This is a genomic window from Selenomonas ruminantium subsp. lactilytica TAM6421, assembly GCF_000284095.1.
GTDB lineage: Bacteria > Bacillota > Negativicutes > Selenomonadales > Selenomonadaceae > Selenomonas_A > Selenomonas_A lactilytica.
Genome location: NC_017068.1, coordinates 2,918,316 through 2,940,273, shown reverse-complemented (window position 1 = coordinate 2,940,273; position 21,958 = coordinate 2,918,316). Strand labels below are relative to the sequence as shown.

Genomic DNA, 21,958 nt, shown 5'->3' with positions numbered 1-21,958 from the left:
TATGCAGGAAAAGAAATGGAAACTGGTACTTTCAAAGGTGAGCCGTGATTATACCGGCAACGGGAATGAGGAACCTGTGAATGTGCTGAATAACCTGAATCTGAAGGTCGAGGAAGGGGAATTTATCTCCATTGTGGGGCCTTCGGGCTGCGGCAAGTCCACTTTGCTGGACCTGCTGGCGGGGTTGTCGCAGCCTTCGTCAGGGGAAATTCTTGTGGATGGGCAGCCTACCAGCGAAACGGCCGTACGTTGCGGCATGGTGCAGCAGGGCTACGCGCTGTTCCCTTGGCTGACGGTCAGGGAAAATGTGGAGTTCCCCCTGTCGCTCAGGAATGTACCCAAGGAGGAGCGCAGGCAGATCAGTCAAAGGGAACTGCGCAAGGTTTTCATGGAAGGCTATGAGGACCGTTATCCCGATGAGCTTTCAGGCGGCATGCGCCAGCGCGTGGCGATTGCCAGGGCACTTGCCTCTGATCCGCCGTTTTTGCTGATGGATGAGCCTTTTGCCGCTCTGGATCCTGAGACCAGGGCAACGCTGCAGGATGAACTTCTGCATATTACCAGCACGACCAATAAAACCATCATCTTTGTCACTCACGATGTTTTCGAGGCTGCGGCGCTGGCAGACCGTGTTGTCGTCATGAAGGCCAATCCGGGTACATTCCGCGAAGTCGTGGATGTGACGGTGCCCTGGCCTCGCAGTATTGCCACCTTGCGGGATCTGCCTGAGCTGCGTGAGATCACAAACTACATAGGAAAATTGATTCATCGCGAGCAGCCTGCTGCCTATGAGGAGGAAATATCAGATCTGGCGGTGATATGATTCTCCCATAGGGAAAGACTATGGCTCGCCATAGATTTTAAGGATTTTTCCTGACTGGTAAAAGGTGTTATAATGCTCAACATAAACAAGAAATATTAAGGCTGATCAGAAAAACTGAAGGCCAGACGGAAAAGAAAGAACTTCTATCCGTCTGGCCTTTTGGCATGGCAAAAAGGAGGCAGGAGCTTGTCCGTGCAGGCCTGATGGAATGTATTTTCATTTTTTTACTAAGAAAGGAATGAATGAGTATGGCAGATATTTTAGCGAAATTGAAACAGTCAATTCTGGATTTTGACGAAGATGTGGCCCTGGAAGCGGCCAAGGAGGCAGTAGCGGAAGGCCTGGATCCTGTAGAAGCTATCGGCTCTTTGGCAGAGGGGCTCAATGAGTTGGGCGAAGCCTTTGAGAAGATGGAGGTGTTCCTGCCGGAAATCATGCTGGCCTCGGATGCCTTCAAGGCTGCCTTGGAGGTTCTGGAACCGGAACTGAAGAAGAGACACACGGAGGGCGAGAAAGCCATCCCGGTCGTTATCGGCACGGTACAGGGGGATGTACATCAGGTAGGCAAGGACATGGTGGCCACTTTCCTGACCACGGCTGGCTTTGATGTATATGACCTGGGTGTGGATGTGGCCCCGTCCCGTTTCCTGGAAGAAGCCAAAAAGGTGGGGGCCAAGATCATTGCCGCCGCTTCCCTGATGTCCACAACCCGCCCGGTGCAGAAGGACTTGATTGACTTCCTGGAGGCTAAGGGCGTTCGGAATAATTACCTGGTCTTTGTGGGCGGCGGTGTCGTCACCCAGGATTGGGCCGATGAAATCAAGGCGGACGGTTATGGCCAGGATGCCATTGCCACGGTGGAGCTGGCCAAGAAGCTGCTCCGGGTGGCATAGCTCAAGTCCGTTGACTGATAAGATATATAAAAGATTGGGCAAAAGCCTGTATGGATAACTGGAGGAATCAGATATGAGCGTACATGGAACCAAGGGAAAGTTTATCGAATATTGGGGGCGCGGTGAGACAGGCCCCATTGCCTTTCAGAAGGAATTTGACACGAAAATCTACTGGCCACGCCTGAAAGAGCTGACCAAGAAATACAATATCGAGTATGAACCGGGCAAGGTGGTACCCACGGATGATGATGAACTGGATGCCATCTGGCAGGCAGGCAAGGAACTCCTGTTGGATGTGGGCATACTGAACGTGAACACAGAACGCCGCATCACCTTTACGGAAGATGAGGTGGACGAAGCACTGGAAAATCTGCCCACAGAGGTAACTCTGGGCGAGGGTAAGGATGCCATCACCATTCCCCACAGGGGCTTTGAGGACTATGACAGCGGCCCGACTCCCGTGGGGGTTATGGGCAGAATCTTAGGTCCCATCTCCGACGACCTCTATGAGAAGATTGCCCTGTCCTATGCCCAGGAGCCTTTGGTTACGTATACGCATTTTCAGGGGGTTAAGGAAAAGATTAACGGCATTCCCATCAAGCCGGGCTCGCCCTTTGAGATGATGGCGGAAATACAGCATGTTTCCACCGTCAAGGACGTACTGCGCCGGGTGGGACGTCCCGGCTATCCCGATGGCGGCTCCACTCCGGTAAATCTTCGGGCGGAAATGGCGGCAGCCAATCCGCTCTGGGGGGTGGGCAAGGGGGATGTACGTCATGTCTACATCATGCCGCAGCTCAAGACGGACTATGACCAGATGTGCCGTGCCTATTTCTGGCATCAGTACGGCGCCAATATCTGGGGCATTCTCCAGTCCTATATCGGCGGCGCGGCAGGCGGCCCTGCTACTTCGGCCGTGAACGGCGTAGCCGACCTGCTGGCCTATGTCATGCTCTACGAGCCCACCATTCTGGGCACCTGGCCCACGGATGCCCTCTATTTTAGCAATTCCAGCAAGTATGCCCTTTATGTGGCGAACTACGGCGGTGCGGCTTTCCAGAAGCACACCCACTTCCCCGCTCTGGTGGGCGCGGCCTGGCAGATGACGGCAGGCATCGGCAGCGAGGAATATTTCTGGGAGACGGCGGCAGGTGCCATCGGCAGCGCCACCCTGGGCTTCCTGGTGGCTGGCGGCACCGGCCATCAGAGTGCGGGCCTTGACCATGCCTGCGGCTTAGGGGCAAGATTTGCTGCGGAAGTAGGCCGGGCTGTCGGCAAGGCAAGGCTGACGCGTCAGCAGGCCAATGATCTGGTCAACAGGATTCTGCCCAAGTACCAGCCGTTGATCGACAATCGTACCCTGCATACCAAGGGCGGTGACTTCCGTGAAGTCTATGACCTGACCACCATACAGCCGAAACCTGAGTATCTGGCCATTTACAATAAAGTCAAAGCCGAACTGCGGGAAATAGGGCTGCCCATCAAATGATAGCGGCCTGAAATAAATGAGAAAGGAAGATGAGGATGAGCAAACTTAGGGACAGAGTGCTGGCGGCTCTGCGAGGGGAAGGAGGAACACCGCCGGCCATCAGCGTCTGTCAGTATGCCACCTATGAACTGATGGAAAAGACAGGGGCTTACTGGCCGGAAGCCCATTACGAGGCCGAGCCTATGGCAAAATTGGCGGCCGGTGGTGCGGATATCATCGGACTGGGGGCTGTGCGGGTGCCCTACTGCCAGACCGTGGAGGCGGAGATTTTCGGCTCCAGGATTAAGGATGGCGGCAGGACTCATATCCCCAGCATTGCCGAACCTGCCTATAAAATTGGTGATGTGCCGGTAATCCCCGAAAACTTTACGGGGCGGGGACGCATTCCTGCCATTCTGGAAGCAATCCGCATTCTGAAGCGGCAGGTGGGGGATAAGGCACTGGTTATGGGCAGCATTGTGGGGCCTTTCAGCGTGGCGGCCAATCTGGTAGGCATTTCAGCCCTGCTGAAGGCCAGCCTCAGAAAGCCGGACACCATTCTGCCCTATATTGAGGCCGCCACCGAGACGGCTAAGCAGTATGCTGCGGCAGTTATCGAAGCCGGGGCCGATGCCCTGGTCATCGAGGATATGATGGCGTCCCTGGACATGATAAGCCCGAAAACCTACCGGGCGCTGGCGGCGCCCTTTGAGAAGCAGCTGATTGCGTCGGTGGCCGGGAAAATACCCGTGATTGTCCATATCTGCGGCAAATTGGATCAGGTGATGACCGATATTGCAGATACCGGTGCAGATGCCATCAGCGTGGAATCTGCCGTGGATATCCAAAAGGCCCGGCAGAATTTTGCCGAAGCGGGCATTAAGACCCCTATAATCGGTGCCGTGCATCCCATAAAGGTACTGCTGGAAGGCAGTCGGGAGGATGTGGCGGCGGCAGTGGCGAAGTCGGCGGCCGATGGCGTCGCGCTTATCTCGCCCGACTGTTCGGTGGCCCCCAATACGCCTTTGGCAAATCTCATTGCCATGGCTGAGGTAGCGGGCAACAGGGCGGAATAAAAGGAGGTGAAGCTTATGTCAACTGTGCAGGTCGTGTTCCAGCCATCCGGCAAGCGTGGCGAAGTCGAGGCCGGCAAGAGCCTGCTGGAAGCCGCTCGCTCCCTGGGTGTGGGCATCGAAGCTGCCTGTGGCGGGGGGAAGGTTTGCGGCAAATGCCGGGTTATTGTGGAAGGAGGACATTTTGAAAAACTCAATCTGATTTCCGCTGCCAGCCATGTTTCCCCTGTGGGGGAAACGGAACGACGCTTCCTGACAGAGGAGGAATTGTCCCGTGGTTATCGGCTGGCCTGTAATGCCTTTCTGACAGGGGACTTGGTGGTGACTGTGCCGGAGGAAAGCCGCAGCACCAAGCAGGTGATTTTGGAAAAAGGACAGGAACGCAGGATTGAACTGAAACCAGCGGTAAAGAACTATACTGTGACATTGCCCGCCGCCACCCTGGAGGATTTCCGGGATGACCGGGAACGCCTGCTGGCGGTACTGGCAGAAAAGACCGGCCTGCAAAATCTTACGGTGGATTATCCTGTTTTGAAGGAACTGCCCAAAATTCTTCGGACGGAGGACTGGCAGGTAACGGTTGCCATCTGGCAGAACCGGGAGGTTATCCGGGTGACACCGGGGCAGAGACAGACCAGTCTGGGCATTGCCGTGGATATTGGCACCACTACACTGGCGGCCTTTCTCTGTGACCTGAATACCGGTGCGGTATTGGCGAAGTCCTCCCGCATGAATCCGCAGATAGGCTATGGGGAGGATGTGCTGGCACGGATTTCCTATGCCGTATCGGAGGACGAGGGGCGGACAAAACTCCAACGGGCCATTATCGAAGCGTTGGACGCCTTGGCAGCAGAAATGACGGCGCAGGCAGGCTTTGTACCAGCTGATGTGGATGAGATGGTGCTGGTCTACAATACCGCCATGCACCATCTGGCTTTGGGACTCGATCCCCGTTATGTGGGGCGGGCACCCTTTGCTCCGGCGGTCAGGGCGCCACTGGATGTGAAAGCCCGTGATTTGGGGTTGCATATCAATCCGGCAGGCAACGTCCACTCCCTGCCGGTGGAGGCCGGCTTTGTGGGAGCAGACAATATGGCGGTGCTGCTGGCAGAGGAACCTTACAAGGGGGAGGAGATAAAACTTATCATCGATATTGGTACCAATGGGGAGATTGATTTGGGCAACAAGGAGCGCATGCTTTCCACTTCCTGTGCCACAGGCCCGGCTTTGGAGGGGGCGCAGATTGCCTTTGGCATGCGGGCGGCCCCAGGGGCCATTGAGGCCGTGGAAATTGACAAGGACACCTATGAGCCGGCATACAAGGTCATCGGGCAGGCTCAGGGGGCAAAACCCCAGGGAATCTGCGGCTCCGGCATTATTGATGTGATTGCCGCTATGGCAGGTGCCGAAATCATCTCCAAGGCAGGGCGCATCAATGGAAAACTGGATACCCCCAGAGTGCGCAAAGGGGAAAGCGGCAAGTTGGAGTATGTGCTGGCCTGGGCACAAGAAACTGCCATTGGCAGGGACATTGTCATCACCCAGGGGGATGTGCGGGCTGTGCAGCTGGCCAAGGCGGCCCTGTATGTAGGTGCAGAGTATCTGCTGGAAAAATATGGTGTCAGCCATGTGGATGAAGTGATACTGGCTGGGGCCTTTGGCAGTTATATCAACAAGAAAAGCGCGCTGGCCATCGGCATGTTCCCGGACTGCGAGCTTGAGCATGTACAGGCAGTAGGCAATGCCGCCGGGGACGGCGCCCGCATTGCCCTGCTGAATGCCGATAAGCGGCGGGAGGCGGCCAGGGTTGCCCGGCAGGTGGAATTCGTGGAAACGGCCATTGAGCCGGACTTCCAGCAGAAATTCATGGAGGCCATTGCCATTCCCCATGCCCGGGCCCAATTCCCTCATTTGCAATAGATAGAAAGAGAGGTGGGCGTATGGCCGAATCAGAAACATGGAATGAAGCGATTGCCAAGGAGCTGTCCTTTGACTGCCTGGGAGAGCCGGAACGCCCCATTACCGAGGAAATGTGTGCCAATGCCGGGGCCCGTTATGCGGCGGTTTTCAGCAGGGCGGAGGATATGGTAAAGGCCGCATTGGAGGTGAAAAGACGGAATCAGGATGTGTTTTGCAAACTGCCCTTTTGTGTGACCATTGAGGCCGAGGCCTTTGGGGCAGATGTTTCCCTCAATTCCCTGTACGGGGTGCCCGCTGTGTCCCATTTCCGTTATGAGCGGGTGGAGGATATTCCCACACTGCCGGCCATGGATTTTTCCCAAGGACGGGTGCATGAAGTGCTGCGGGCTGCCTCGATGCTGAGTGAGGCGGGGGAGACAGTCATACTGAATATGGAAGGCCCCTTCACCATTTTGGGGCAGCTGGTGCCTTCCAAGCAGATTTACAAGGGGATTTACCGGCAGCAGGAAAAGCTGCGCAGCCTGAGCCGCTGGATCACTTCCCAGCTGGTGCGTTATGCCCGGGAGGCAGAAGCCCATGGCGTGAGCATCCTTTCCTATGCAGATCCCACGGTGGCGGCGGAACTGATTTCCCCCCAGCTCTATACGGAGCTTTGCGGCGAAATTTCCTATGAGGTCCTGCAAGCCATCGAAAATGCCACGGAAAAGGTGGTGATCCATCTCTGCAACAAGACTTCTGTAGCCTTCCAGAAAGCAGGATTTTGTACCATGGAGCGCATTGTGCCCAAGGCGGGGGTGAGCTATGGCGAAGCTCTGCTGCAGGCAATTCAGGCGCCGGATGTCCGCTGCATAGGTCATGGCTGCATACAGCGTACCTATTGCCCTGCCGGAGGCTGCCTATACAAATTGAACTTGAAATAAATAGATTGCCAATAGATTGACAAATTATGGTTTCGCCTGTATAATGGCTTCAAATATAGATAGGCTGACCGTAACAAACGGAGGCTTCGGAAGATGCAGGTGCATTCTGTCCGAAGCCTCCGTTTGTTATTTCAGCCCATAAGAAAAAATACTGATGGAATGTATGGTGATGATATGGAAACAAAGCAAAAAGCAGCTCTGAAAGCTAAACTGAAGCGGCGGGCAAAGACATTGGGCATGAACCTTTTCGGCGTGGCCAGCGTGGAACGCTGGGAAGAGCAGCCCCATACGCCGCCGGCCTACTGGCCCCAGAACATCTGGCCCTGGGCCCGGCGGGTGATCGTGCTGGGGGTGCAGATCTATCCCTCCATGTTGGAAACGACCCCTTCGGTGGTTTACTCGGAGCTTTATAATACAACCAATCGTTTTCTGGATGAGGCTGCTTACCGGCTGGCCAATTTTCTGAATGAGGAAGGTTACCGGGCTCATTTTTTCCCCCGGGACTGCTACGGTGATATCTCCGTGCTGGTGAAAAAACCGGAAGCGGCTTTTTCCCAGGTGCTGGCTGGTCTCTATGCGGGGCTGGGCACCATTGGCATGAACCATACCCTGCTGACCAAGGAGTATGGCCCGCGGGTGCGGCTGGTGTCGGTCATCACCGATGCGGAAATTCCCGCTGACCGGATGGTTAAGAAAGAGCTTTGCCTGGGCTGTGGTGCCTGTATGCGGCGTTGTCCCATGCAGGCCTTTACGCCAGTGAAAGGGCAGATTATCGCCCGGATGGACAAGTTCAAATGTGCCGGTTACCATCAGAAAATCAAAAATGAATACCGCTATCCCTGCGGCCTGTGTACCGCTGCCTGTCCCGTGGGGGCAGATAAGAAGCGTTGGGGCAGCAAGGCTGTAAGTGCAGCGGGCATTGAACATTGCCAGGATTTTGGCTCGAAAAATGCGGTGGCGAATTTGTAATGGAAGGAGCGGTTGGCTATGACAAGAGAAGAAGAATTGCATAAGGTGCTTTCCGAAGCTGTGGTGGATATGGATGAGGAGCAGGCGGCTGTAATGGCACAAGCCGTGGTGGATGAGGGCTTTGACGCCTATGCGGCCATTGAAAAGGGCCTGTCCCAGGGCATGGAGGAAGTGGGGCGCCTCTATGAGGAAGAGGAATACTTTATCCCGGAACTGCTGCTGTGTTCGGATGCCATGTACGCGGGCATCGAGATATTGAAGCCGCATATCAAGAGGCGGCAGGATAGTGAGCATCATACCGTGGTCATCGGCGTGGTGGAAGGGGATACCCATGACATTGGCAAGAATCTGGTGAAGATCATGCTGGAGAGTGCCGGCTTCGAGGTCATCGACCTGGGAAGGGACATTCCTGCCCGGGAATTCCTGCGTCAAGCGGAGGAAAGTAAGGCAGACATCATCGCCCTGGCCACCCTGATGACCACGGCTATGCCAGCCATGCGCGAGGTGGTGGAAGAACTGGAAAAGGAAGGCAGGCGTGAGGCTTACAAGGTCATCATTGGCGGCGGCCCCATATCGTCCGCCTTTGCCAAGAAAATCGGTGCGGACGTTTACGCGGTCAATGCAGCTGAGGCAGCCCGGCTGGCCCGGGAACTGGTGTCGTGAGGAGGTGCCCCGATGAATGATATTTCACCCAGAGAGCGGCTGCTGCGCGTATTGGACGGGAAGACGGTTGACCGGGCCCCGGTTATTTGTCCCGGAGGCATGATGAACAGTGCCACCGTGGATGTGATTGAAGGCTGCGGTTTCACTTTTCCGGAAGTACATCCGGATGCGGCAGCCATGACCAAATTGTCGGCGGCAGTGGAGGAAAAGACAGGTTTTGAGAACTTTGGCATTCCTTATTGCATGACGGTGGAGGCAGAGGTGTTGGGCAGTGAGATCGACTTCGGCAACGCCACCTGCGAACCAAAGATTGCGAAGGAACGCTATGCTTCCACAGCCGATGTAGTGGTGCGTGATATCAAGGAGCTCCTGCAGGAGGGGCGTATCGAGGCCATTGCCAGAGCCGGCCAGAACATGGCGGAGAAGAATCCGGATGTGCCGGTTATCGGCAGCCTGACCGGGCCGGTATCCACAGCGGCCTCCATCGTCGATCCCATGACGTTTCTGAAGGAATTGCGCAAGGACAAGGCCAATGCCCATCGGGTGCTGGATTATGTGACGGATTTCCTCATTGGCTATGCGGAGGTGCTGATTGAAAGCGGTTTTCCCGTTATCACCATTGCCGATCCTACGGCCACCGGGGAAATCCTGGGCCCGAAGATGTTCGGGGATTATGCCGTACCCTATCTGAACCGACTGGTGGATGCCATCCATGAGCGGGATGCTCGTGTTATCGTGCATATCTGCGGCAAATTGGATGCCGTAAAAAAACACATCCCCGCTTTGCACGGGGATGCGGTGAGTACAGACGCCATGGTGAATCTGCAGGCGCTCAAGGCGGAATGCGGCGTCACGGTGATGGGCAATGTGAGCACCTTTGCCCTGCAGCTGCAGACACCGGATGTAGTGCAACGGGTAACGGAGAATATCGTAAGCAAGGGCATCGATATCATCGCCCCTGCCTGTGGCCTGTCCACCACTACTCCGGTGGAGAATATCGCGGCCATGACCGGTACAGTGAAAAATCATTATTAAAAATTGCAAATAGATTGACAAATTATGATTTTGCCTGTATAATTACCTCGAAATGTAAATAAGCTGACCGTAACCAACGGAGGCTTCGGAAAGGCAGATGCCTGCTGTCCGAGGCCTCCGTTTTTTATGAAAGGTGTGATATTATGGCAAAATTATCCATGAGTGCCAAGGTTTTTCTAGGGTTCGGCGTAGGTGTTGTTTTAGGACTTATCTTTCAGGACAAGATTCTTTTCCTGCAGCCCGTGGGAGACCTCTTTTTGAAATTGATTCAGATGATTGTGATGCCTTTGATTTTCTGCTCCATCATCAGCGGCATTGCCAGCATCGGGGATGTGGCCAAGCTTAAGCGCATTGGCACCAAGGTCATGGGCTTCTATGTGGTGACCACGATTCTTTCCACCATTATCGGCCTGGCGGTTTCCCATTTATTGCAGCCGGGGCGGGGCTTTGGTGTTGGCAGCATTGTGGAGAGTGCTGAAAATGTCAAGGCAGCAGAACCCCTTTCCGTGGGGGCGGCCATCCTGGGGATGGTGCCGTCAAATCCGCTGGAGGCTCTGGCCAAGGGGGATTTGATGCAGACCATCGTCTTTGCGGTGTTTGTGGGGGTGGCTCTGACCATCTTAGGGGATAAGGCGTCCAACTTCAAGAAGGTCATTGATGAAGGCTCCCAGGTCATGTTCAAGATCACCGACATCGTGATGAAGACGACTCCCTACGGTGTCTGCGCACTGGCTGCCTGCAGCATCGGGGAGTACGGCCTGGCGGTTTTCGGCATTATGGGCAAGTTTATCCTGACCCATTACGTGGCGGCCCTGTCCATTGTCATTTTCCTGTATCTGTTCATCATCCGGGGCATTGCCAGGATTCCTCTGGCCGACTTCTTCCGCAAGGTTTCCGAAATCTGGTGGGTGGCCTTCAGCACCACTTCCAGCTCCGGCACACTGCCGGTGACACTTAAGGTGGTGGAACAGAAATTCCATGTGCGCCATGAGCTGGCATCCTTTACGCTGCCCCTGGGGGCCACGATAAATATGAACGGCATCGCCGCCTACTATGCCGTTACGGTGCTCTTCGTGTCCCAGATTTACGGCGTGGATTTGACACTGTATCAGCAGGCGGCCTTTATCTTCATGACCACGCTGATTTCCATCGGCACGCCAGGCATTCCCAACAGCGGTATCGTGCTGACGGTGATGCTGCTGGGCACCATGGGCCTGCCTGCCGCCATCATGGGCATGATCGTGGGCATCTTCCGTCCCATCGACATGGTGCATACGGCTCTGAATGTAACCGGCGATGTGGTTTCGACGCTGGCTGTAGCACGGTTGGAGGATATGTATGAAGACGGGACGGATACACAGCTGGAAGAGCCCTATGGGGAGGAACAGCGCGTATAAGCGGATGCGATTATGAGAAAAAACATAGGAGGGAAATGAGATGAAAAAGATTGGCTTGCTTGGCGGGACGGGGCCGGAATCCACCCTGCTGTATTACAAAGAGCTCAACAGCCGGATTGACAAGCTCACAGGCGCGGAACATATGCCGGAACTGGTAATTGAGAGCGTTGATTTCCGCCGGGTTTGGGGGTATCTGACCAACGGCCAATATGGGGAATTGGTGGATTATCTGGCGGAAAAGGTAAATAATCTGCGTAGCTACGGAGCAGAAATTGTTTCCCTGACAGCGGTTACTACCCATATTGTGTTTGCAGAGCTGGTCGCGAAAACAAAAACCTCTTTTGTCAGTATTCCCCAGACTGTCTGCAGGCAGGCTGTTTCCAAAGGATACAAAAAAGTCGGCCTGTTGGGCACCATCTTTACCATGGAACAGGATTATATGAAAAAAGACCTGTGGGAGGCCGGGATTGAGGTCTTTGTGCCCCAGCAGGCAGATCGCGAACTTATCGCCGGGCGGATCTATCAGGAACTGGAGGAGGGCATCGTCAAGGAGTCCACCTTGCAGGAATTCCAGCAGATCATCCGGAAGATGCAGGCAGAACACGGCATTGAAGCCATCATCCTGGGCTGTACTGAGCTGCCCCTGTTGTTGAATCCGGATAACTGTCCCGTGCCCTGTTTGGACAGTGTGGAGATCCATATTGAGGAACTGATCAGGCTGGCCATGGCCGCGTAATTTTCATATTTCCTTCTTTGCCTATTGACATGCTGGGTGTAATAGTGTAACATAAGGTCATCGTCAAGAGAACGCAGAAACTGACTGGATGACCAGAGGTTTTGTACAGGTTTTTTCCTGTGCAAAGCCTCTTTTTACTATGAAATCTTAGTCAGTCAAGCCGATAGGCGCAGAATGACTTAGATTTCGTGTAAGGGCTGATGAAAAATCGAGAGATTTTTCATCTTGCTTTACTTAGGTTAGAAAAATGGGAGGTGCAGAAAATGTTGCAGCATATAGATAGAGATGAAGCGATAAGATTCCGTGAGCATTTCCATAAGCATCCGGAACTGAGCGGGCAGGAATATGAAACGGCCCAATTCATACAGCAGCATTTGCAGGACTGGGGGATAGAATACCAAAAGGTGGGGGAGACTGGCACCTATGCCTGGATAAAGGGCACGAAGGATAATGGCCGCAAGGTGCTCCTGCGGGCGGATATCGATGCTCTGCCGGTAGCAGAAAAGACAAATCTGTCTTATAAATCCGTCAATCCCGGTGTGATGCACGCCTGCGGCCATGATATTCATGGGGCGGCATTATTGGCAGCGGCCCAGCGGCTGGCGGAGTTAAAGGATAGCTTTTCCGGCACCGTGCTGTTGGCCTTCCAGCAGGCGGAAGAATTTGGTCATGGCTCCCAGTATTTCATTCAGCAGGGGCTGACCAAAGGTTATGACCGGGCCTTCGGCGTACATATCGCTCCGGATGTTCCTGTGGGCAGTGTACTGCTGTCCCGGAAGGAAGACGCTGCATCCTGTGACTTCTTCCGCCTGACCATCAAGGGGCGCAAGGCCCATACCTCGAAACCGCAGCTGGGGCGGGATGCCCTGCAGGCCGGCACCTTGCTGGTGGGAGAAATCTCCCGCCTGCGGAGCCGCGTACTGCCGCCGGAGGAAAAGGTCATCGTGGGCATCGGCGTGTTCAAGGCGGGATCTTCCTACAATGTGGTGGCGGATGAGGCCGTCATCGAGGGCAGCTTCCGGGCTTACAACAACGAAACCCGTGAGCGGCTGAAGGAAGAATTCGTGAAGCTGGCCGGTGTGGCTGAAGAAGCCTACGGCGTGCAGGTGCTCTGCGAATTTGACTGCTTTGCCAGCCCTCTGATAAACGATGAGGAGGCCAGGGATGAAATCGCCGGGGTGGCCGCAGAGCTGCTGGGGCAGGATAAGGTACAAATCAGCGAAAAACCGGCCTTTGGCTTTGCGGGGGATGACTTTGCGGAATACCTTAAAGAAAGCAAAGGTGCCTACGTTCATCTGGGGGTGGCGGATGACAATCCTGCTTCCCAGGCGGGGCTTCACAGTGACAAGCTGGAACCCGCAGAGGAAGCCGTGGTCATCGCGGCGGATTTGCATTTGAATTATGCTCTGGCCTATTTGGGACAGGCGGACTAATAAGAGAAAGAAGGCTTAATATGCAGAAATTCGTGAAATTATTATTTTTAGCTGTGATTCTGGTGGTTGGCGTTGTGGCAGGCGGCTGCGGGGACAACAAGGCTGCTGATGTGCAGAAGGTGCGGGTAGGCGTAGCAGGCACCTCCGATGAAGTCATCTGGCGTCCCATCATCGACAAGTTCAAGGAAAAGAATGTGGACATTGAGCTGGTGGTGTTCTCCGATTACACCCAGCCCAACGCCGCTCTCGCCAATAAGGAAATCGAACTCAACGCCTTCCAGCATCATCGGTTCTTGAACAACGAAGTAAAAAAGCATGGCTATGAAATCACCGCCATTGGCGATACCATGCTGTCAGCTCTGAACCTCTACTCCAAGAATATTCATGACCTCAAGGAAATCAAGGCTGGCGACAAGATTGCTGTGCCCAATGACACGGTAAACTTCGGCCGTGCCCTGAATGTCCTGCAGGCCGCTGGCCTTATCCGCCTCAAGAGCGGCGCGGGCATCACGCCGGAGCTGGAGGATATTGAAGAAAATACGGCCAAGATTGAAATCGTCCAGGTGGATGCGTCACAGACCGCTTCCCTGCTGCCGGATGTGGCAGCTGCCATCGTCAATGGCAATTATGCCGTGGATGCCGGTCTTGATCCGGATAAGGACGCCGTCTTCAAGGATGCCATACAGTATTATAAAGGCGATGATTTCTTCAATGTAATCGCTGTGAGAACCGAGGATAAGGATAAGGAACTCTACCAGGAAATCGTCAAGGCATATCAGTCAGAAAAGACGAAGGAAATCTACAAGAATGATTTCCACGGCCAGTATATTGCGGCGTGGAAAGAATAAGGTAAGAAAGAGGTGACAGGCATGATTGTCCTGGAAGGTATCAATAAGACATTTACAATCAAGGATAAGCAGGTAACCGCAGTAAAGGACGTAAACCTTACCATTCAGGATAAGGAAATCTACGGCATCATCGGCTTCTCCGGGGCGGGCAAGTCCACACTGGTGCGCTGCATCAATCTGCTGGAGCGTCCCACGGCGGGGAAGGTTATCGTCAACGGCGTGGATATGCTCGCCCTGCAGCCCAAGGACCTGCGGGAACAGCGCAAGAAAATCGGCATGATTTTCCAGCAGTTCAATCTGATGCCCTCCCGGACCGTGGCCCAGAATGTGGCCCTGCCCATTGAAAATTCCGGCCTGTCCAAAAGTGAGATTGAAAGCAAAGTAAAGAAACTGCTGGCCTTTGTGGAACTGGAGGACAGGGCCCATGCCTATCCTTCTCAGCTCTCTGGCGGGCAGAAACAGCGGGTGGCCATTGCCCGTGCTTTGGCCACGGACCCGGAAATCCTGCTCTGCGATGAGGCTACTAGTGCCCTGGACCCCCAGACCACCAGGTCCATCCTGAAGCTGCTGGCCCGCCTGAACACGGAGCTGGGTATTACCGTGGTGGTCATCACCCATGAGATGGACGTCATCAAGAAGCTCTGCCATCGGGTGGCGGTGATGGAGCATGGCCGGGTGGTGGAGGAAAATACCGTGTATGACCTCTTTGCCCAGCCACAGCAGGAGATTACGAAGAATTTCATCGACACCACATCCAATCTGTCGGAAATCTATCAGCTCATCGAGGACAAGGCGGAGATTGCCGAACTGTCCCACGATGAAAAGCTGGTGAAGATGCGCTATCAGCAGGCCAATGTTTCGGAGCCGCTGATTTCTCAGATTTCCCGGAAGTTCGAGGTGTCGGTGAACATCCTCTTCAGCGATGTGGAACTGGTGGAGGGGCTGCCACTGGGGGGCACCGTGGCCATCATCAAAGGTGCACGGCCGCAAATCAAAAAGGCCCTGGACTATGTAAGAGCGAAGAACGTGAATGTAGAGGTGATTAAAGATGGAGCTGCTGAATACCGTGTTTCCCAATCTCATGCTGAAACTGCCTGAATTCTATCAGGCAATTATTGATACCTTTGTTATGGTACTGATTGCCGGGGGCATATCCTTTTTGCTGGGGCTGATTTTCGGCGTGGTGCTGATTACCACGAAGCCCGGCGGCATTCTGGAGCGTCATGCGGTGTATCAGGTGGTGGACAAGGCCATCAACACCTTCCGTTCCATTCCCTTTATCATTCTGCTGACTTTGCTTTTGCCTCTTACCCGCATGGTGGTGGGCACGGGCATTGGCGTGAAGGGCGCCATTATCCCCTTGGTCTTCGGCATTGTGCCCTTCTTTTCCCGGCAGGTGGAGTCTGCGCTGACGGAAATCGGCGACGGGGTTATCGAGGCGGCTACTGCTATGGGCCTTAGCCCCTGGGAGGTCATCTTCAAGGTGTACCTGCGGGAAAGCATTGCGCCCCTGGTGCGGGCCACTACCCTTACCACCATCAGCCTGATTGGCCTGACGGCCATGGCCGGGGCTGTCGGTGCCGGCGGCTTGGGGGATTTTGCCATCAAGTATGGCCATAACCGCTTTCAGGAGGATGTGACCGTGGGCACGGTTATCGTGCTGGTGGCCATCGTCTGCCTGATTCAGTTCCTGGGCAACAAGCTGGCAGAGAAAAATACGCATTGATTCAGAGGGGGAGGAATATTATGGGAAAGCATCTGAGCACGAAATTGATTCATACAGGGGACGGACAGTTTTACAAGACAATCGGGCAGGGAGCTTCGGTGCCGGAGACTTTGCCCATCTACCGTACCTCGGTCTTTGCCTTTGATGATGTGCCCTCGGTGGATAACATCTATGAGGGGGAGGCGGAAGGCTATATCTACACCCGCATCAAACATCCCAACACAGATGCGGTGGCAGAGATTCTGGCCGCTGCGGATGAAACGGAAGATGCTTTGGTGTTTTCCTCGGGCATGTCTGCCATCACCCTGAGCATCCTGTCCGTGGTGCAGCAGGGGGACCATATCATTTCCTCGCCGGTGCTTTACGGCGGTGTCCATGACTTTTTGAAAAATGAGCTGGCCCGCTTCGGCGTCAGCGTCAGCTTTGTGGATTTTGCCCGGGAGGATATTGCCGCTTATATCCGTCCGGAAACGAAGCTCATCTATACGGAGACGATTTCCAATCCCCTGATGGAAGTGCCGGATATCCAGGCGGTGGCGGAGCTGGCTCATAAGCATGATCTGCTCTTCTTCATCGACAACACCTTTGCCACGCCGGTGGTGGCTAAGCCCGCAGCTTTAGGCGCCGATGTGGTGCTCTACAGTGCCACCAAATACTTGGGCGGTCATAGCGATATTGTAGCCGGGGCGGCGGCAGGCCGCAGGGAAATCATTGAGAAAATCCGCCATACCCTGACTCTTTACGGTGCCCTGCTGAGCCCTGCGGACAGCTGGCTGCTGGCTCGCAGTCTGCGTACACTGAACCTGCGGGTGGCGGCCCATTCCCGCAATGCTCTGCAGGTGGCAGAATCCCTGGCCAAGCATCCCAAGGTTGACAGGGTGTTCTATCCGGGACTGGAAACTTCTCCAAGCTATAAAAGGGCCACGGCGCAGTTTGCCCCGGGCCTTTACGGCGGCATGCTGAGCTTCAATCTGCGGGGCGGCGAGGCGGAGGCATCCAAGCTCATAAAGGAGCTTGTCACCATTAAATTCGTGCCCAGTCTGGCGGGGACAGCCACTACCGTGTCCTATGCCGCCAAGACTTCCCACAGGTTTTACAGTTCTGCTGAACTTGCCGCAGTAGGCATTACCTGGGGGCAGTTGCGCCTGTCCGTGGGCCTGGAGCAGGCGGAGGATATCATCGCCGAACTGGATGCGGCCTTGGCTGAGATCTGACAGGGCTTAGCCAAAGCCTGCGATAAGGATCACGAAGCGTACCCCGCCGCCCGGCAGGTTTTCGGCCTTTATGGTACCGCCATGGATTTCCACATAGCGGCGGGCTAAGGCCAGACCAATTCCCGAGCCGCCATTTTTCCGGCTGCGGGATTTTTCTCCGCGATAGAATTGCTCAAAGATATGGGGCATGTCTTCCTCCGGTATCCCAGGCCCGTTATCCTGTATCGCAATGCGCAGGGAAGGGCCTTCTTGATGGATTTTGAGCTGCACTGTGCTGCCGGGGCCGCTGTAACGGCTGGCGTTGGCCAATAAGTTGCCAATGACCTGGCGCATGCGGTCCTGGTCTACGGATACGGAGGGCAGATTGTCTGCAATTTCCAGCAGCAGTTTTTGGCCGGCTTCGTCAAATAACGGCTGCATGAACTGGCCAAGCTGCAGGGCTAACTGGCCTAAATCGGTGGGCTCCCGGTGCAGTTTCAGTTCCCGGATTTCCGCCAGGGACAGGTCACGTAGGTCCGTTACCAAGCGGCTCAGGCGCATGACTTCCTCCTGCATGGAGAAGATGATTTCCGGTTCCGGGGGCGTGACGCCGCTGCTGATGTTTTCCAGATTTCCCTGCAGGATGGCCAGAGGCGTGCGCAGCTCGTGGGCGATGCCGGCGAAGAACTCACGCCTTGATTTTTCATTGCGTGACAGGTCTTCCGCCATCTGATTGAAGACCTGGGTCAGCTGCCCCACTTCATCATGGGCCGAAGCCGGCAGCTGCTGGTTGAAATTTCCCCGGCCGATTTCCTTGGCAGCTTCGGTGAGGCGGCGCAAGGGCTTGGTAATGCTGGTGGCCAGTAGATAGCTGGCCGCCAGCCCCAGAACGATGAAAAACAGCCCCACCCACCAAAGGGATTGATGGACAGACTGCAGGAACATCACTTCTGCCGTATCCTGTGCTGCCGCGGCGGGAAAATGCAGCTGCAGGAAATCGTGGAAAGCGCGTTCCATCTGTCCGTTCATCAGCACAATCAGGCTGCATACGGTGATGGCCAGCAGGAGAAAGGTTCCTCCGGCCAGTTTCAGGCGGATGCTTTGCCATTTATTCATCAGCGTCACCTCCAAAGCGGTAGCCCACGCCATACACGGTCAAAATATAGGTGGGCTTGCGGGTATCCTGCTCAATCTTGCGGCGCAGGTTGCGGATATGGGCATCAATGGTACGTTCATAGCCATCAAAAGCAAAACCATGGCTCTGCTCCATCAGCTGCAGGCGGTTCAGCACCTGCCCCGGATGACGCATCAATACCTCCAACAGGGTAAATTCAATAGGGGTGAGCTCCAGCATTTTCCCATCCAGCTGCACCGTGTGCCGCAGGCTGTCCAGCACAAGGCCGCCTGCGGCAAGTTTTTGCGTCTGAGGCGGCGTATCGGCAAGGGGGCCTGAGGCCCGCCGCAGGACGGCCCGTATCCTGGCCGCCAGTTCCCGCATGCTGAAGGGCTTGGCTATGTAATCGTCGGCGCCTAAATCCAGGCTTTCCAATTTGTCGGCTTCCTCGTCCAGTGCGGTCAGCATGATGATGGGAACCTGGCTGATCTGCCGGATGCGGCGGCAGACTTCCTTGCCATCCAGATGCGGCATCATGATGTCCAGGACGATGAGGTCTGGCTGCTTCATCAGCAGCGTCAGGGCTTCCAGCCCATCCTGGGCCCGCATGGTGGCAAAACCTTCGTTGCGGAGAAATGGCTCCAGAACATCCAATAGCTTCAAATCATCATCCACCAGCAATATTTTTTTCTGCATTCTGCTTTCCCCCGTATATGCAAAAGACGGACTCAATTTCCGTAAGAGTCCATCTTCGTTGCCATATCAGTGCTTCATTCCATGGGCGGTGCCATCCATATGATGCATGCCGCTCATATTGCTATTCATCATATCATACTGGGGGGCGGACTGCCAACCACCTAATGCGGGGTCTGCCATGCCGAAGACCATAGCCACATGGCTGACAATCAGGAACGTGACCAACAGCACGATATGGCGGTGCATCTTTCTTTTTTCATCCAAGGTTCCGCTGATGATGCCCATTTCCTGCAGGGCAATGGCGCCTAAGGGGATGACGCCCAGCATATAAAAGCCTACAGCCAGCAGGTCAATCCAGCCACGGAATTCAATCCGCGGTACCACGGCTGTGGCCAGGTACAGGAACACCCCGGTAAAATAAACGCCTAAAACCATGCCCAGATAGTGGCTCAGTTTCTTCCATCTCTTATGTTCCTGGGCATCGGACAGAATAAAAAATTCCGCCATGGTGATGAGTTCGGCCATGGCCACCGGCAGCACCATGAAGGCGATGAGATTCCAGGGCTGATTCGTCATCAAAAGTTCCATATAGTTTGTCATACACAAATTCCTCCTCAAGGGTTGTTTTTCTGATCTGCTTACAGTATAGCGGCCAAATATGCAGAACCCTTGCAGAGAATGTGAAGATATTGTGAAGGTTTCGTATTGGCTAAGCTTGAAATCACCTGTGAAAGGTGATAAAATAACAAAACCTACTCAATAGCTAGGTTAATAAATATTGGAGAGATAAAATGGAAATGATAAAGGATAAGAACAGTGCCCTGATTGCCATGAGCGGCGGGGTGGATAGTTCGGTGGCGGCATATCTGATGACAAAGCAGGGCTACCGCTGTCTGGGCACCACCATGCGGCTGTACCGGAACAGTGATATCGGCCTGGGAAATTATCATACCTGCTGTTCTCAGCGGGATATCGATGATGCCAGTGATGTGGCCTTTCAGCTGGACATTCCCTATGAGGTGCTGGATTTTACCATGGAATTCAAGGAACGTATTATCGAAAAGTTTATTCGCACCTATGAAGCTGGCGGCGTTCCCAATCCATGCGTTGACTGCAACCGCTACATGAAGTTTGACCGGCTCTTTGCTTTTGCGGAGCAGAAGGGGCTTTACTATGTGGTGACGGGGCACTATGCCCGGATTACCTATGATGAAGGGCGGCAGAGATACCTGCTGAAAAAGGCTGCTGATCTGAGTAAAGACCAGAGTTATGTCCTGTATATGCTGACTCAGGAACAGCTGGCTCATCTGCAATTCCCCCTGGGGGATATCCCCAAGGAGGAAACAAGAAAGATTGCGGAGGGGCTGGCCTTCTGCAATGCAGCTAAGCATGACAGTCAGGATATCTGCTTCGTTCCCGACGGGGACTATGTGGGCTTTATGGAACAGTATACCGGCAGGAAATATGAGGATGGCCCCATTGTAGATGAAGCGGGCAATGTGCTGGGCAGGCATCATGGTGCCGTCCATTATACCACCGGCCAGCGCAAAGGTCTGGGCATTGCAGCGGATAGGCCCCTCTATGTAACCGGCAAGGATATGGAAAGCAATACGGTGTTTGTGGGGCCGAATGAAGCATTATATTCCGATACCCTCTATGCCGATGAGATGAACTGGATTGCCATGGAGCCGCCTGCAGAAGCTATCCGGGTAAAGGCCAAGACCAGGTACAGACATAAGGAACAGTGGGCTACGGCTTACCCGCAAGGTAAAGATAAGATAAAGCTTATTTTTGATGAACCCCAGCGGGCCATTACCGTTGGCCAGTCGGTGGTGCTCTACGATGATGATATCGTGGTGGGCGGCGGCACGATTATAGAGGCGGGGAGGCAGGAAGGATGATCTATCTGGACTATGCCGCCAATAGCCCGGCCGATGCTGAGGTATTGGAGACCTTCATCAATACTGAAAGGAATTATACAGGCAATCCCAATTCCGCCCATCCTTTGGGGATGCAGGCCCGGGAGAAGCTGGCTGAGGTCACAGCGGATATTGCCCGGACGCTGGCGGTATTTCCTGCGGAAATCATCTATACCTCCGGGGCCAGCGAGGCCAATAATCTGGCCATCAAGGGGATAGCAGATATCCAGCAAAAACATGGAAAGCATATTATCTCCACACCCTTGGAGCATGCCTCCGTCAGCGGGCCGCTGGCCTGGCTGCAGGAACAGGGCTATGAGGTAGATTTGGTGGATATCGGTCAGGATGGAAAAATCAAGCTGGAACATCTGCGGGAACTGCTGCGGGAGGATACGATCCTGGCAGCTGTTACGGCAGTGGACAGCGAGCTGGGCACCATCCAGCCGGTACAGGAAATTGCAGAACTTATCAGTCATTACGAAAACTGCCGTCTCCATGTGGATGCCACCCAGGCTATGGGGAAAATTCCCTTTTCCTTTGCCGGTATCGATACGGTAAGTCTCTCAGCCCATAAGTTCTTTGGGCTGAATGGCAGCGGCCTGTTGTTCAAGCGCCGGCCGCTGGAACTGACGCCCCTGATCCATGGCGGTGCAGGCGCAAGCCTGTACCGTAGCGGCACGCCCACCTTGGGGCTGGCGGCGGCCCTGGCAAAGGCGCTGGGGAAAGCAACGGCCTCCCTGCAGGAGCGGTATGCGCAGGTTATGAAACTAAACGAAGAACTGCGTCAAGAACTCGGTAAAAATCCTGCTGTCGTTATAAACAGTCCTGCCGATGCCGTGCCCCATATCCTGAATGTCAGCGTGCAGGGCATCAAGGGCACGCGCATGCAGCAGATGCTGGCTGAGCAGGGTGTCTGCGTTTCGGTAAAATCTGCCTGCTCCACCGATGGCCAGCCTTCAAAGGCTGTATACGCAGTAAGCGGGGACAGGCGGAATGCCCTGTCCTCCTGGCGCATCAGCCTGAGCCACCTGACCACGGAGGAAGAGATTGGGGCGTTTCTGAAAATATTGACAGGCTTGGTTGCGGGGAAGGCTTGAAAAATCCACTGGATTACGTACAAATGGCGTAATCC

General features: G+C 54.6%; 21 protein-coding genes. 18 read left to right on the top strand and 3 right to left on the bottom strand.

Annotated features, from left to right (window positions below; all coding sequences use genetic code 11):
- Window position 1: 1 nt before the first annotated feature.
- The 16 genes from SELR_RS14150 (at window position 2) to SELR_RS14075 (ending at window position 17,118) form a co-directional block, all read left to right on the top strand.
- Entirely contained in the window at window positions 2-823 is an 822-nt protein-coding gene (locus SELR_RS14150) for an ABC transporter ATP-binding protein (protein WP_014425897.1), read from the top strand.
- A gap of 248 nt (window positions 824-1,071) precedes the next feature.
- Complete coding sequence (locus SELR_RS14145; protein ID WP_014425896.1) at window positions 1,072-1,716, top strand: cobalamin B12-binding domain-containing protein; 645 nt, start codon at window positions 1,072-1,074, stop codon at window positions 1,714-1,716.
- A gap of 73 nt (window positions 1,717-1,789) precedes the next feature.
- Window positions 1,790-3,205: a monomethylamine:corrinoid methyltransferase gene (locus SELR_RS14140; protein WP_014425895.1), complete on the top strand. Its 1,416-nt coding sequence runs from the start codon at window positions 1,790-1,792 to the stop codon at window positions 3,203-3,205.
- 35 nt (window positions 3,206-3,240) lie between these two features.
- Window positions 3,241-4,260: an MtaA/CmuA family methyltransferase gene (locus SELR_RS14135; protein WP_014425894.1), complete on the top strand. Its 1,020-nt coding sequence runs from the start codon at window positions 3,241-3,243 to the stop codon at window positions 4,258-4,260.
- A 15-nt stretch (window positions 4,261-4,275) separates the two neighbouring features.
- Complete coding sequence (locus tag SELR_RS14130) at window positions 4,276-6,177, top strand: ASKHA domain-containing protein (RefSeq protein ID WP_014425893.1); 1,902 nt, start codon at window positions 4,276-4,278, stop codon at window positions 6,175-6,177.
- A 20-nt stretch (window positions 6,178-6,197) separates the two neighbouring features.
- Complete coding sequence (locus tag SELR_RS14125) at window positions 6,198-7,097, top strand: uroporphyrinogen decarboxylase family protein (protein WP_014425892.1); 900 nt, start codon at window positions 6,198-6,200, stop codon at window positions 7,095-7,097.
- A gap of 174 nt (window positions 7,098-7,271) precedes the next feature.
- Window positions 7,272-8,066, top strand: a complete 795-nt coding sequence (locus tag SELR_RS14120) for a 4Fe-4S binding protein (protein WP_102013497.1) — start codon at window positions 7,272-7,274, stop codon at window positions 8,064-8,066.
- An 18-nt stretch (window positions 8,067-8,084) separates the two neighbouring features.
- Complete coding sequence (locus SELR_RS14115; RefSeq protein WP_014425890.1) at window positions 8,085-8,729, top strand: corrinoid protein; 645 nt, start codon at window positions 8,085-8,087, stop codon at window positions 8,727-8,729.
- Between the two features lie 12 nt (window positions 8,730-8,741).
- Window positions 8,742-9,764 carry an MtaA/CmuA family methyltransferase gene (locus SELR_RS14110; RefSeq protein ID WP_014425889.1) on the top strand — a complete coding sequence of 341 codons (1,023 nt, stop codon included), beginning with the start codon at window positions 8,742-8,744 and terminating at the stop codon, window positions 9,762-9,764.
- Between the two features lie 143 nt (window positions 9,765-9,907).
- Complete coding sequence (locus SELR_RS14105; RefSeq protein ID WP_014425888.1) at window positions 9,908-11,161, top strand: dicarboxylate/amino acid:cation symporter; 1,254 nt, start codon at window positions 9,908-9,910, stop codon at window positions 11,159-11,161.
- 40 nt (window positions 11,162-11,201) lie between these two features.
- The gene (locus SELR_RS14100; protein ID WP_014425887.1) at window positions 11,202-11,897 is read left to right on the top strand and encodes an aspartate/glutamate racemase family protein; all 696 of its coding nucleotides are present in this window, start codon (window positions 11,202-11,204) and stop codon (window positions 11,895-11,897) included.
- Between the two features lie 263 nt (window positions 11,898-12,160).
- Window positions 12,161-13,330, top strand: coding sequence for a M20 metallopeptidase family protein (locus tag SELR_RS14095; RefSeq protein WP_014425886.1), 1,170 nt, complete (start codon window positions 12,161-12,163; stop codon window positions 13,328-13,330).
- A 20-nt stretch (window positions 13,331-13,350) separates the two neighbouring features.
- Window positions 13,351-14,178, top strand: coding sequence for a MetQ/NlpA family ABC transporter substrate-binding protein (locus SELR_RS14090; RefSeq protein WP_014425885.1), 828 nt, complete (start codon window positions 13,351-13,353; stop codon window positions 14,176-14,178).
- A 21-nt stretch (window positions 14,179-14,199) separates the two neighbouring features.
- Window positions 14,200-15,276 carry a methionine ABC transporter ATP-binding protein gene (locus SELR_RS14085; RefSeq protein ID WP_014425884.1) on the top strand — a complete coding sequence of 359 codons (1,077 nt, stop codon included), beginning with the start codon at window positions 14,200-14,202 and terminating at the stop codon, window positions 15,274-15,276.
- The gene (locus SELR_RS14080; RefSeq protein ID WP_014425883.1) at window positions 15,227-15,904 is read left to right on the top strand and encodes a methionine ABC transporter permease; all 678 of its coding nucleotides are present in this window, start codon (window positions 15,227-15,229) and stop codon (window positions 15,902-15,904) included. Before SELR_RS14085 ends, SELR_RS14080 begins: the two co-directional genes overlap by 50 nt.
- A 20-nt stretch (window positions 15,905-15,924) precedes the next feature.
- Complete coding sequence (locus tag SELR_RS14075) at window positions 15,925-17,118, top strand: trans-sulfuration enzyme family protein (RefSeq protein WP_014425882.1); 1,194 nt, start codon at window positions 15,925-15,927, stop codon at window positions 17,116-17,118.
- A 6-nt stretch (window positions 17,119-17,124) separates the two neighbouring features.
- Here SELR_RS14075 and SELR_RS14070 read toward each other — a convergent pair whose 3' ends face one another.
- The 3 genes from SELR_RS14070 to SELR_RS14060 all read right to left on the bottom strand — a co-directional run bounded on the left by SELR_RS14070 (window position 17,125) and on the right by SELR_RS14060 (window position 19,507).
- Complete coding sequence (locus SELR_RS14070; RefSeq protein ID WP_014425881.1) at window positions 17,125-18,213, bottom strand: sensor histidine kinase; 1,089 nt, start codon at window positions 18,211-18,213, stop codon at window positions 17,125-17,127.
- The gene (locus tag SELR_RS14065; protein ID WP_014425880.1) at window positions 18,206-18,907 is read right to left on the bottom strand and encodes a response regulator transcription factor; all 702 of its coding nucleotides are present in this window, start codon (window positions 18,905-18,907) and stop codon (window positions 18,206-18,208) included. The genes SELR_RS14070 and SELR_RS14065 overlap by 8 nt, the downstream gene beginning before the upstream one ends.
- A 66-nt stretch (window positions 18,908-18,973) precedes the next feature.
- Window positions 18,974-19,507, bottom strand: coding sequence for a DUF6803 family protein (locus SELR_RS14060; protein ID WP_014425879.1), 534 nt, complete (start codon window positions 19,505-19,507; stop codon window positions 18,974-18,976).
- A gap of 191 nt (window positions 19,508-19,698) precedes the next feature.
- Here SELR_RS14060 and mnmA point away from each other — a divergent pair, with 191 nt between their 5' ends.
- Together mnmA and SELR_RS14050 are read left to right on the top strand one after the other, a co-directional pair.
- Entirely contained in the window at window positions 19,699-20,808 is a 1,110-nt protein-coding gene (mnmA, locus tag SELR_RS14055; RefSeq protein WP_014425878.1) for a tRNA 2-thiouridine(34) synthase MnmA, read from the top strand.
- Complete coding sequence (locus SELR_RS14050; protein WP_014425877.1) at window positions 20,805-21,923, top strand: cysteine desulfurase family protein; 1,119 nt, start codon at window positions 20,805-20,807, stop codon at window positions 21,921-21,923. The genes mnmA and SELR_RS14050 overlap by 4 nt, the downstream gene beginning before the upstream one ends.
- Window positions 21,924-21,958: the final 35 nt, after the last annotated feature.